Here is a 12,313-nt window from a genome sequence, read left to right on the forward strand (position 1 = left end):
GGAATAGTCATGATAATAGGGCCTTCTGATTAGAAGGCCCTATTATCAATGATTTTTATCCTCGTGACGACACTATCAAGTAAATTCGTATGCCAAATTGTGATCTGGTTTGCGAAAACCCATTTTTCAGCTGAAACCTGGTCGGCGAATGACAAACATTGTCACTTTGCGTTGCTGTCGCTACCATACCTGGATGAAAGAGGGAGTTGCGCCAATGATCGATAAACATTCCACCGTGCCAGTCTATTTACAGCTTGAACAATACCTTACCGGCCAGATTGCCGCCGGTTCGCTCAGGCCTGGTGACGTCATTCCCTCTGAAAACGAACTTTGCCAGCAGTTTGCCATCTCCCGTATGACGGCGCGTAAGGCAGTGGATTACCTGGTCCGCCAGGGCAAGGTGGAACGCCGACGGGGGCAGGGGACATTCGTTGTGCAATCGGGCAAAAACGTGCGTATTTCTCTGCCGCTCGACAGGCATCTCTCCTCCAGCGAGGCGACGCTGGGACTGAATGAGCCGGTAGTCAACCGCCTGATTTGTCTTTATCGCCAGGCCGCCTCCCAGGACATTGCCGATAAGCTGCGTCTTACCCCCGGCAGTGATGTGTGGTTTATGCAGCGTCTGCGTCTGGTGGGGGATATTCCGTTTGTCTTCGAGCAGTCCTGGATGATCAGCGACCCGTTCGACGATCTGAGCGACGCGGATCTGAACCGCTCCAAATATGCCTATATCAGCCGCAAAGGCTTTACCGTTGAGCGCTCGGAAAAAGAGATCCGCGCTGAACTCCCCTCGCAGCAGGTGCGCGATATGCTGGGGATCAACCGTGATGAACCGGTCCTTCACGCCACGTCGATAGCCTTCCTGCGCGGCGATATTCCTTTTGAGATCTCCGAGATCTACTACAACCAGCAGCACTATCGTTTCACCCTGACCGCCGCACGTCCCTGATCTGATGAAAGCGTGAACTTTGTGATCGCGACCGCGTTTTAAATTTAGTGGGCTAGACAACTATACATTTATCCTGGCTATACTCTGTCCCATGTTCAGCCAGTGCCCTAAAGGAAAATAACAATGAGTCGACCGGGTGAGTTTCTACAGGATTTAGGAAAGGCGTTAATGATGCCGATTTCCGTGATTGCCGCAGCGGGGATATTTTTGGGACTTGCTGCCGCACTGCAAAACCCGGCTATTGTCGGTGAGAGCGTTATTCATGCCGAAGTGATGCAGCAGATTATCGGTTTTATCCGCAAAGTCGCCGGGGCGTTATTTGGTAATTTACCGTTACTTTTTGCGATTGCTGCCGCTATCGGTCTGGCGCGAGATGAAAAACCGACGGCGGCACTCGCCGCTGTCATCGGGTTTATTACTTTTCATGTCGGCGTGAATTACAGCTTACTGGCGCAAGGTTTAACACCGCAAACCACCTCGGTGGCGGCATTAGTCGAAAAAGGTTATAGCCAGACCGATGCAGTGATGTATTCCGCTGAATTTGCCAACACCTTAGGGATTTTTTCTTATCAGATGAGTGTGCTGGGCGGGGTTATTGCTGGCCTGGTCACGGTGATTCTGCATAACCGGTTTTATACGATTAAACTCCCGGCGGCCATCGCCTATTTTGGTGGCCGTCGCTTTGTTCCTATTATTACCGTCATCGTCCTGCCGATTGTCGGCGTATTAATGTCATTGATCTGGCCGGTAATTGCCAGTGCAATTATCCATCTCGGTCAGTTTATTGGTGAATCGGGGCCCTTCGGTACCTTTATCTATGCCTTTACCGAACGCATTCTGATCCCTACCGGTTTACACCATATCCTCAACGAAACCGTCCGTTTCACCCCGGTGGGCGGCATGGTGCATGTGGACAATGAAAGCGTGATTGGCGCGCTCTCTATCTTCAACTACGCGCTGGCTCATCCCGGTGCGCTGGCTGATGACGTGGTGCGTGAAGCCACCCGCTTCCTCGCTCAGGGGAAAATTCCGGTGATGATGTTCGGTTTGCCCGCGGCGGCGCTGGCGATTTACCGCTGTGCGAAGCCGGAGCACAAGCAGCGGGTGAAAGCGCTAATGATGGCCGGGACGTTGGCCTCGTTCACCACGGGTATCACCGAACCACTCGAATTCAGCTTTATTTTTGTCTCACCGCTGTTGTTCTTGTTCCATGCGGTGATGACCGGCCTTTCCTTTGCCTGCGCCCAGCTTTTGCAGGTAATGATCGGCAATATTCAGGGTGGCTTTATTGATTTTATTGTCTTTGGCGTGCTGGGTGGGGCTAAGACACACTGGTGGTTTGATTTGCTGCTGGGATGTATTTGGGCACCCGTTTATTACTTCGCCTTCAAATGGATAATTCTGCGCACGAATGCCAGAACACCGGGCCGTGAAGAAGACGAAGTGGCGCATCAACATAGCGGACAACTTTTGGAAGGCGATGCCGCGACGGCAAAGATTATCGCGGGCCTGGGCGGCAAAGAAAATATCCAGAATGTGGACTGCTGCTTCACCCGTCTGCGCGTGAAAATTAAAGATATGCACAAAGTCGACGAGGTCATTCTTAAACAAAGTGGGGCGAACGGATTTATTCGCGCTACCGACACCGATATTCAGGTTATTTACGGTCCGCAGGTGGAAAGTATCGCCAGCGCCGTGAAACAAAATTTACTTGTTCAACAGACGCAATAAGAGAACGGATGATATGAAAACTTCTTTTAATATTGTATTAGTTGGGGGTGGTTCCACGTGGACGCCGGGCTTATTAAAAGCGTTATGTAAACTGAAAACGCGTCTGCCGCTAAAGAAACTGGTGATGTTCGATGTGAATGAAGAACGTCAGGCGGTCATCGGTGAATATGCCAAAGTGCTGTTCCGCGAAGAGTACCTGGATCTGGAATTTATTTATACCGGTGATGAAAACGTCGCCTTCACTGATATGGATTTTATCTTCTGTCAGATGCGCACTGGCGGTTACGCCATGCGTGAGAAAGATGAAAAAATCCCGCTGAGCCTTGGCGTGATTGGCCAGGAAACCTGTGGTGCAGGTGGATTTGCCTACGGCATGCGCTCGATTCGCGACATGATTGCACTGGTGGAAAAAGTCCGCGCCCGTTCTCCGCGCGCCTGGATCCTTAACTACACCAACCCGGCGGCGATTGTGGCCGATGCGCTCAACAAGCGTTTCCCGGATGATGATCGCATTCTGAATATCTGCGATCAGCCGGTGAACCTGCTGCGCTCCTATGGTCGTCTGTTAAAGCGCGACCCGGCAACCTTCGACCCGGTCTATTTTGGTCTTAATCACTTTGGCTGGTTCACTCATCTGTACGATGAAAACGGCCACGATCTGGCGCCCGAGCTGAAGGCCTATATTGCGAAGAATGGTTTTATCCCGGCAGATGCCGAGCAGCGCGACCAGTCCTGGCTTGATACCTACGCGGCGGTGGCGGATATGCTGCGCGATTTCCCGGATTATCTGCCGAACACCTATCTGCAGTACTACCTCTACCCGGAGTATAAGTTCTCTAAACTCGACCCGAACTTCACCCGCGCCAACGAAGTGATCAACGGTCGTGAAAAGCGAGTATTCGATGAATGCCGCACGGCGGTGGCCGAAGGAACAACGCGCAATGTGCACGTTGTGCATAATGACGCCCACGGCGACATGATCGTTGAGCTGGCCGAGGCCATCGCATTCAACCTGAAAAAGAAATTCATCGTCATGGTGCCGAACAACGGTCTGGTCGAAAATCTCGACGATGATGTGATGGTTGAGCTGACGGCGGAAGTGGGCAGCAACGGCCCACGTCCGTATGGTGTAGGTAAAATCCCGACCTTCTATAAAGGGATGATCGAACAACAGTTTGCCTACGAGCGCCTGACGGTGGAAGCCTGGTTTGAAGGCTCATATACCAAAGCGTTGCAGGCACTGACGTTAAACCGGACGATTATCGATGCCAAAAAAGCGCGCAAAGTGCTCGATGCCCTAATTGAGGCTAACCGAGACTTCTGGCCGGAATTGAAATAAGCCAACGGGAGCCTGCGGGCTCCTTTTTTCTCGAGCCACTTTCCAGAATGGGAAAAAGCGTTACCCCTGAAACGCGAAAAATGCCACAATAGTGGCTGTTTATACAGTATTTCAGGTTTATCGATGGCCCTCACCGCTGCGCTAAAAGCGCAAATTGCCGCCTGGTATAAGGCGTTACAACAACAGATTCCGGACTTTATTCCTCGCGCACCGCAGCGGCAGATGATTGCCGATGTGGCGAAAACGCTCGCCGGGGAAGAGGGGCGGCATCTGGCGATTGAAGCGCCGACTGGCGTCGGTAAGACGCTGTCATACCTTATTCCCGGCATTGCCATCGCCCGTGAAGAACAAAAAACGCTGGTGGTCAGTACCGCCAATGTCGCTTTGCAGGATCAGATTTTCAGCAAAGATTTGCCACTGTTACGCAAAATCATCCCCGACTTACGCTTTACCGCCGCTTTTGGTCGCGGGCGCTACGTTTGCCCGCGTAACCTGAATGCGCTGGCAAGTACCGAACCGTCACAGCAGGATTTGCTGGCCTTTCTGGATGACGAGTTAACCCCGAATAATCAAGAAGAGCAGAAGCGTTGTGCGAAGCTGAAAGCCGATCTCGACAGCTACAAGTGGGACGGCTTACGCGATCATACGGATCAGACTATCGAAGACTCGCTCTGGCAGCGGCTCAGTACCGACAAGGCCAGCTGCCTCAATCGTAATTGCCATTACTATCGTGAATGCCCCTTCTTCGTGGCCCGACGTGAAATCCAGGAAGCCGAAGTGGTGGTGGCTAACCACGCGCTGGTGATGGCAGCGATGGAAAGCGAAGCTGTGCTGCCGGAACCGAAAAACCTGCTGCTGGTGCTGGATGAAGGCCATCATTTGCCGGATGTGGCACGTGATGCACTGGAGATGAGTGCCGAGATCACCGCCCCCTGGTTTCGCCTGCAGCTCGATTTATTCAGCAAACTGGTCGCGACCTGTCTCGAGCAGTTCCGCCCGAAAACCACGCCACCGCTGGCGAATCCGGAGCGTTTTAATGCCCACTGTGAAGAGCTGTACGAACTGATTGCCTCGCTCAACAACATCCTCAATCTCTATCTCCCCGCAGGCCAGGAAGCGGAACACCGGTTTGCGATGGGGGAGTTGCCCGAGGAAGTGATGGTGATTTGCCAGCGGCTGGCTAAGCTCACCGATATGCTGCGCGGGCTGGCGGATCTGTTTCTCAATGATTTGAGCGAGAAAACCGGCAGCCACGACATTGTGCGTCTGCACCGGGTTCTGCTACAGATGAACCGGGCGCTGGGGATGTTCGAATCCCAGAGTAAACTCTGGCGGCTGGCATCGATGGCGCAGGCCTCTGGCGCACCGGTCACGAAATGGGCGACCCGGGAAGTACGCGACGGGCAGTTGCATATGTACTTCCACTGCGTCGGTATTCGTGTCAGCGATCAGCTGGAAAAACTGCTGTGGCGCAGCGTCCCGCATATTGTTGTCACCTCTGCTACCCTGCGCTCGTTGAACAGTTTTTCGCGTCTGCAGGAGATGAGCGGCCTGAAAGAGAAAGCCGGGGATCGCTTTGTCACCCTGGATTCACCGTTTAATCACGTTGAGCAGGGCAAAATCGTCATTCCGCAAATGCGCTATGCGCCGCTGGTTGATAACGAGGCGGAACATCTCGCCGAGATGGCGGCTTTTTTCCGCGAACAGGTGGAAAGCAAAGCTCACCAGGGGATGCTGATCTTGTTCGCCAGCCAACGGGCAATGCAACTCTTTTTAACCTACGTTACCGACCTGCGCCTGTTGTTGCTGGTGCAGGGCGACCAGCCGCGCTACCGCCTGGTGGAATTGCACCGCAAGCGTATCGACGGCGGCGAGCGCAGCGTGCTGGTAGGGTTGCAGTCCTTTGCCGAAGGGCTTGATTTAAAAGGCGACTACCTGACGCAGGTGCATATCCATAAAATCGCCTTCCCGCCTATCGACAGCCCGGTGGTGATTACCGAGGGTGAATGGCTTAAAAGCCTCAATCGCTATCCTTTCGAGGTGCAAAGTCTGCCCAGCGCCTCTTTTACGCTGATTCAGCAGGTGGGGCGTTTAATTCGTAGCCACAGCTGCCACGGCGAAGTGGTGATTTATGATAACCGCCTGCTCAGCAAAAGTTACGGTAAGCGCCTGCTCGACGCGCTGCCGGTTTTTCCTATTTCCCAACCGGATATACCAGACGTTATAGTGACAAAACCGAAACAAAGCCGCCGTAAGCGCCGCTGACATTGTGAGCCTGTAAGGAGTTTTGATGGATTACCGCAAAATCATTAAAGAGATTGGCCGGGGGAAAAATCATGCCCGCGATCTGGATTTTTACACCGCCCGGGGGCTTTATGCCCAGATGTTAAACGGCGATGTGCCCGATCTTGAATTGGGGGGCATCCTGATAGCCCTGCGTATTAAAGGCGAAGGCGAAGCGGAAATGCTCGGTTTTTACGAAGCGATGCAGCAACGTACCATGCGCCTGACGCCGCCGGCGGCGAAGCCGATGCCGATTGTCATCCCCAGTTACAACGGGGCGCGTAAGCAGGCAAACCTGACGCCGCTGTTAGCCATTCTGTTGCATAAACTGGGTTTCCCGGTGGTGGTCCACGGCGTTAGCGAAGATCCGACGCGAGTGGTCAGCGAAACCATTTTCACGCTGCTGGGCATTGAAGCAACCCACCATGCCGGTCAGGCCCAGGCGCGGCTCGACGGACATCAGCCAGTCTATATTCCGGTGATCGCGCTGTGCCCGCCGCTGGAAAAACAGCTGGCGCTGCGCTGGATAATGGGCGTGCGTAACAGCGCCCATACGCTGGCGAAACTGGCGACGCCGTTTGAGAAAGACGCCGCGCTGCGACTCTCCAGCGTCTCGCATCCGGAATATGTCACGCGGGTGGGAAAATTCTTTAGCGATATCGGCGGGCGCGGCTTGCTGATGCACGGGACGGAGGGGGAGGTTTATGCCAACCCGCAGCGCTGCCCGCAAATCAATCTGATTGATGCCCAGGGTGCCCGCGTGATTTATGAACGTCAGGATGAACCGATGGATGTCGTGCTGCCCGCGGCGAAAGATGCGGAAACCACCGCCAAATGGATTGAACGCTGCCTTGCCGGTAGCGAACCGATTCCTCAGTCGTTAAAAATCGAGATGGCGTGCTGTCTGGTGGCAACCGGTGAATCGGCGACGCTTGAGAGTGCATTAGCCCGTATTGATGAGAGCTTTTAAGTGATTTGAAGGCGAAAAAAAGCCCGTCTCATCACTGGACGGGCCAAAAAAGGTAACAACAACAGGGTCAATGAGGGTTGGAGCAGTGCCCGCCGGAGGGTCGCCGACGGGGTAAGACATTCTTATTTGTAGATAACCGCAGTACCGCTCAGTTTGTTATTGCTGTTTGCAGAAGTGATGCTGTAACCCGTTGCGCCAGCGGCTGCTGCTTTCTCAGCCAACTGTGCTTCCAGGCCGTCCAGCGTGGTCGCGCCTTCCGCAGAAACCACACCGACTTTATTCATGCTCTGTGCCTGAGATGGGCTAATTGCCTGTGCCGCGAAAGCACCGAAAGAGAGGGTAGAAAGAGCGATAGCAGCTACAGCATATTTGATGGTTTTCATGGTCATTATCTCGCAGGTTATTCTGTTAAGGTGACGTTGTTCCGTCGATGTGATAAGTATCACGGTTTTTTGCGAGAGAGAAAATCTAGAAGAATTGACGACCTTGTTCTAAAAAATTGAACAATCATCAAGTTAATGAATTTGTTGTGATTTATTTATGCGAATTATGCATTTTGCCGTTGCGGCCGGTGCGAGGCAATTTTTCGGCACAGAATGCTACTTTATCTGCGAAATTTTGTGCGCAATAAAGCAACCGCTTGCGCTGATTTGAACGGTAAAGAACAGTCAACGAAGCTGGCTATCTTTAGATCCTCTGCGATTATATCCTGCATATGTATGGCTCTGTAAATCTTTACTCTGTTGGCATTGCACACAAAAACGTACCCCTGGTATTGCTTTACGCCGCGCTTCGGGAATCGGTTCTCCGCACTCTGCACACTCCGTCAAACTTTCCCCGGTTGGCAGGTCGCTACGGGCACGTGCAACCGCATCTTCAATGGTGCTGTCGATTTGATCCTGTACCGCACCGTCATTTGCCCAGCCTGATGCTATGGTGTTTTCTCCCCCGTGATTACAGACGTAGTAATACAATATTTGCGCAAATATTCACCATTTCAATAAGTGGCTGCATTAAATGTGCAGGAATCCGCCGTTCAGTGGACATATTCCGTTCACTTGCGCAAATGTTATATCTGACACAGGAGGTTTGGTGAACGGAACATTGTCCACCTGACTCATATATATATAACTTAGCGATCGTCAGGACGGCGCATATCAAAACGCTGCGCTTCGGTCACCGTGTAATAGGCGGTCGGGCCACCCGCACGTAGAACCGGCTGCGCCTTCGCCGTCTGATAGATACCGTCTTCCAGCAGCGACTCATCAATATGAATGGCCACCACTTCACCCAGAACCAGCCAGCTATTCACCGGTGCGCCTTCTGCGGTGGTGAGCTGAATGCATTGCGACAGGCGGCATTCAAAATTCACCGGGCTTTCGGCCACGCGCGGGGCTTTCACCAGACGGCTTGCCACCGGGGTCAGCCCGGCACGCCCGAACTCATCTTCCCCGTGTGGAATTGACGCGGACGTTTCGTTCATTCGCTCCGCCAGTTCGCGGGTCGTCAGATTCCAGACAAACTCTTTGATCTCACAAATATTACGTACGCTGTCTTTCCAGCCGCTGCTGGCAAAGCCGATAATAGGCGGGCGGTAGTTGAAACAGTTAAAGAAGCTGTACGGTGCGAGATTCTGTCGCCCTTCGCCATCCAGCGAGGCAATCCAGCCGATGGGGCGTGGGCCGATAATGGCGTTGAGCGGGTCGTGGGGCAGGCCATGGCCTTGAGACGGTTCGTAAAAATACATTGCGAGTCCCTGTGGGAAGCGAGTTTCTTTAGCCTCACTTATTTACCCTGCCGCCGTCAACGGGTATCTTACGCCGCTGCCAACAGGAGAATGCCATGAAAGACCAGAAGCCGGGGTTGCATCCGCGTAACCGCCATCACAGCCGCTACGATCTCGACGCCCTTTGCGTCGCGACGCCGTTATTGCGCGAATTTATCATTACCAGTCCGGCGGGTGAGCCGACGGTTAATTTTGCCGATCCCCTGGCGGTGAAGGCGCTGAATAAAGCGCTGCTGGCACACTTTTATGGTGTAAAAGAGTGGGATATTCCGCCGGGCTTTCTCTGCCCGCCGGTGCCTGGCCGCGCTGACTATATTCACCATCTTGCCGATTTACTGGCGCAGAACACCGACGGTATTGTGCCAACGCAGGCCAGCGTGCTGGATATCGGCATCGGGGCAAATTGTATCTACCCACTGATTGGCGCATATGAATATGGCTGGCGTTTTACCGGCAGCGAAGTGGATAACGCCGCGTTTGCCAGCGCACAGGCGATCATCAATGCCAACCCAGGTCTCAGCCGTTCGGTGCGTTTACGTCGTCAGAAAGATCCGGCGGCGATTCTGGCGGGCATCATCCATAAAAATGAGCAGTATGATGCCACGCTCTGTAACCCACCTTTCCACGACAGCGCTCAGGCCGCGCAGGCGGGCAGCGATCGTAAGCGCCGCAATCTGGGGCTGGGTAGCGATGCAGCACTCAACTTCGGCGGTCAGCAGCAGGAGCTCTGGTGCGAAGGCGGGGAAGTGGCGTTTATCAGTAAGATGATTGATGAGAGCAAACAGTTCGCACGTCAGGTGCAGTGGTTTAGCTCGCTGGTCTCCCGTGGCGATAATTTACCGCCGCTGTATCGTGCCCTGACTCAGGCCGGTGCCGTTAACGTGGTGAAAAAAGAGATGGCCCAGGGGCAAAAACAAAGCCGCTTTATCGCCTGGACATTCCACGATGAGGCCCAGCGTAAGCGCTGGGCGCAAACCCGTTTTAAGGCGCAGGCTCAACAGGCGGCTGCTGCGCGCTAATCCCCTGTGGCGCAGGTGTACTGCCCGGCATGGGCAGTACCTGGTACGTCTGTACCGGTGCGCGTACATCGGCTAGATCGAAGTGTTTTTTCACCATGCTGTCCAGCGCAAAGCGGACCGTCCATTGTTTGAGCGGCAGCGTGGTGCAGGTGACCCGCAGCGTAAACGCGGTATTGGTCAACCCGACCAGCCCGGCAAAGGTCGGCTCACCAATAATCAGTCCGCGAATATCTTCCATTTCCATCAGTTCCGCGACCGCATCTTTCAACGCCTGATTCGCTTTTTCCGTGTTTTCGTGGCGATCCACATCATAGTTGGCCACCACCGATCCAATCCCGCGTACGAAGTTGGCAAAGGTGGTGATCGATGACCACGGAATAATATGGTACGCCCCGGTATCCTGGCGCACGCCAACGGAACGGATCGACATGCGTTCAACCGTACCGGTGAGCGGGCCAATGGTCACCAGGTCGCCGGTATTCATGCCATTCTCAAACTGAATAAAGATGCCGGTAATAATATCTTTCACCAGGGTTTGTGAACCGAATGAAATCGCCAGCCCCAGCGCACCGGCCCCGGCCAGCAGCGGGGCGATATTGACGCCAATCTCCGAGAGCACAATCATCACCGTGATGGTACTGATCACCACCGCCAGTGCGTTGCGAAACAGGGTTAACAACGTGCGGGTGCGCGCGCTGGGAAGCGGCCTGCCGTGAATATCTGAGGCGAGGCGGTTTTCGATAATGCTCGCCAGCACCGTCCAGCCCACGGCGGAGAAGAACAGAATCAGCGCGATGCGAATAATGATATCCACCGTTTTTTCTCCTGCGCCATAGGTCAGCCAGTACCAGAAATCGAACAGACCCCAGGCGTTGAGCAACAGCAGCACGGTGGCGCAAACAATGAGGATGCGCGCCGCCTTCATCGATGCGGAAAGCCAGCCGTTGAGCCGCTTTTGCAGCTCTGGGTAGTTGCGCTGCACTTGCGGCGAGAGGGTGATGGTCTTATTGATCCAGCGCGACAGCATGCCGGAAAGGAAGGCCGCGATACTCAGAATTGCCAGGCTGCTGACCGTTGCGCTCATCATAAATTTCAGGCTGTTGCCGGGATCAAACAGCGAGAAGAAGAACAGCACGATGAAATAGGCGCTGGCAAGCCAGTGCCAGATAAGCGCGAAGGCCCGGATAAACAGGCTAAAGAAGGCCAGCGAATGGTCCGCAAGATGAATCAGGTTGTGCTGGATATCACGCTTGTTGCGAAAAATCAGGTACAGCGCCCAGACGGTAATACAGAGCATGATGGTGACGTTTGCCAGCGCGCCCACCTGTACGTTCACCTGATTGGAGATAATCGGCACGGCGACCAGCAAACCGTAGCCTATCAGGCTGCTCAGGGCGCTGAGACGCAGGTGCCAGTAGCGGGCGGTATTATTCTCAATACGGAACGGACGCAGCTCCGGAATACGCGGGCAGAAAATCAGCCGCAGGATGGCTTTGAAGAACTCAATCAGCGCGAAGGCATTCAAAAACAGGCTTTGTTGAAAGGCGATGGTCCGATTTCCGTTATTCAGATTGGCGCTCAGCACCTGGCCGACAAACAGCGTCAGCGCCAGTAACAGCAGATCGATGATAAAGGCGCCGATAATCATCGCCGGAAGCTGCAGCCAGTTATTACGCTCGCGGTTTTTATTGCGCCCCCAGTACCCCATCTTGCGGTACAGCGGCATCACGCTAAAGCGTACTAAAAACCAGAAAGCAAACACCAGTACGGCCAGCAGCAAGAAATAGGTCGCCGCGTTGGTGAATGTGTCTGGATTAAACGCTTTATGGGGGGAGCCGGTAATGTTGCGGTAAAGCTGGGCAAAGCGCGAGGCGAACTGTTCACCGTAGCGGCTGCTCACATCCGTCACGTTCTCCAGCACCGTTTTTTGCTCGACGATCTGCGGCGGCGTGATGGTGGGAACCTGCTCTTGTGGCGGCGTAGCGGCCACTTTGCGTAATTGGTCAATCAGCTCCTGGCGCGATTGCTGATTATCCAGCACATCAGCCAGCGCAGCGTAGGCGGCTTTCTTCTGCTCAACGTCTGGTGCGGGTGTCTCTGCGGCGGGCGCTGAGGCCGTGGTGCCGGTTGTCACGCCGGGAATACCTGCCGCCTGAGTGGGCAGGCAAAACAGACTGATGAGTAACAGGATCCACGGCATAGACTCCTCCGGTGAGAAAGTGCAGCAAAAAGATAA

General features: G+C 54.1%; 10 protein-coding genes. 6 read left to right on the forward strand and 4 right to left on the reverse strand.

Features of this window, described 5'->3' with window-relative positions; genetic code table 11:
• Window positions 1-214: 214 nt before the first annotated feature.
• The 5 genes from ACSZPU_RS04010 to ybiB all read left to right on the forward strand — a co-directional run bounded on the left by ACSZPU_RS04010 (window position 215) and on the right by ybiB (window position 7,272).
• Complete coding sequence (locus ACSZPU_RS04010) at window positions 215-949, forward strand: GntR family transcriptional regulator (protein ID WP_498995720.1); 735 nt, start codon at window positions 215-217, stop codon at window positions 947-949.
• 123 nt (window positions 950-1,072) lie between these two features.
• Entirely contained in the window at window positions 1,073-2,680 is a 1,608-nt protein-coding gene (locus ACSZPU_RS04015) for a PTS transporter subunit EIIC (protein WP_498995722.1), read from the forward strand.
• A 13-nt stretch (window positions 2,681-2,693) separates the two neighbouring features.
• Window positions 2,694-4,019, forward strand: coding sequence for a 6-phospho-alpha-glucosidase (locus tag ACSZPU_RS04020; RefSeq protein ID WP_498995724.1), 1,326 nt, complete (start codon window positions 2,694-2,696; stop codon window positions 4,017-4,019).
• Window positions 4,020-4,142: 123 nt separating this feature from the next.
• Window positions 4,143-6,284: an ATP-dependent DNA helicase DinG gene (dinG, locus tag ACSZPU_RS04025; RefSeq protein WP_498995727.1), complete on the forward strand. Its 2,142-nt coding sequence runs from the start codon at window positions 4,143-4,145 to the stop codon at window positions 6,282-6,284.
• A 25-nt stretch (window positions 6,285-6,309) separates the two neighbouring features.
• The gene (ybiB, locus tag ACSZPU_RS04030) at window positions 6,310-7,272 is read left to right on the forward strand and encodes a DNA-binding protein YbiB (RefSeq protein ID WP_498995729.1); all 963 of its coding nucleotides are present in this window, start codon (window positions 6,310-6,312) and stop codon (window positions 7,270-7,272) included.
• Window positions 7,273-7,394: 122 nt separating this feature from the next.
• Here the strand turns inward: ybiB and ybiJ are convergent, their stop codons facing one another.
• From ybiJ to ACSZPU_RS04045, 3 genes are all read right to left on the reverse strand, one after another.
• Window positions 7,395-7,655 carry a DUF1471 family protein YbiJ gene (gene ybiJ / locus ACSZPU_RS04035; protein WP_498995731.1) on the reverse strand — a complete coding sequence of 87 codons (261 nt, stop codon included), beginning with the start codon at window positions 7,653-7,655 and terminating at the stop codon, window positions 7,395-7,397.
• Window positions 7,656-7,940: 285 nt separating this feature from the next.
• The gene (locus ACSZPU_RS04040) at window positions 7,941-8,207 is read right to left on the reverse strand and encodes a DksA/TraR family C4-type zinc finger protein (RefSeq protein WP_498995786.1); all 267 of its coding nucleotides are present in this window, start codon (window positions 8,205-8,207) and stop codon (window positions 7,941-7,943) included.
• Between the two features lie 197 nt (window positions 8,208-8,404).
• The gene (locus ACSZPU_RS04045; RefSeq protein WP_498995734.1) at window positions 8,405-9,019 is read right to left on the reverse strand and encodes a flavin reductase family protein; all 615 of its coding nucleotides are present in this window, start codon (window positions 9,017-9,019) and stop codon (window positions 8,405-8,407) included.
• A gap of 95 nt (window positions 9,020-9,114) precedes the next feature.
• Here ACSZPU_RS04045 and rlmF point away from each other — a divergent pair, with 95 nt between their 5' ends.
• Window positions 9,115-10,077: a 23S rRNA (adenine(1618)-N(6))-methyltransferase RlmF gene (rlmF, locus tag ACSZPU_RS04050; RefSeq protein ID WP_498995736.1), complete on the forward strand. Its 963-nt coding sequence runs from the start codon at window positions 9,115-9,117 to the stop codon at window positions 10,075-10,077.
• Here the strand turns inward: rlmF and ybiO are convergent.
• Window positions 10,040-12,277, reverse strand: coding sequence for a mechanosensitive channel protein (gene ybiO / locus ACSZPU_RS04055; protein WP_498995738.1), 2,238 nt, complete (start codon window positions 12,275-12,277; stop codon window positions 10,040-10,042). The genes rlmF and ybiO overlap by 38 nt on opposite strands.
• Between the last annotated feature and the right edge of the window lie 36 nt (window positions 12,278-12,313).

It is taken from the genome of Phytobacter sp. V69, from assembly GCF_965644215.1.
In the GTDB taxonomy this organism is placed as follows: Bacteria; Pseudomonadota; Gammaproteobacteria; order Enterobacterales; family Enterobacteriaceae; genus Phytobacter.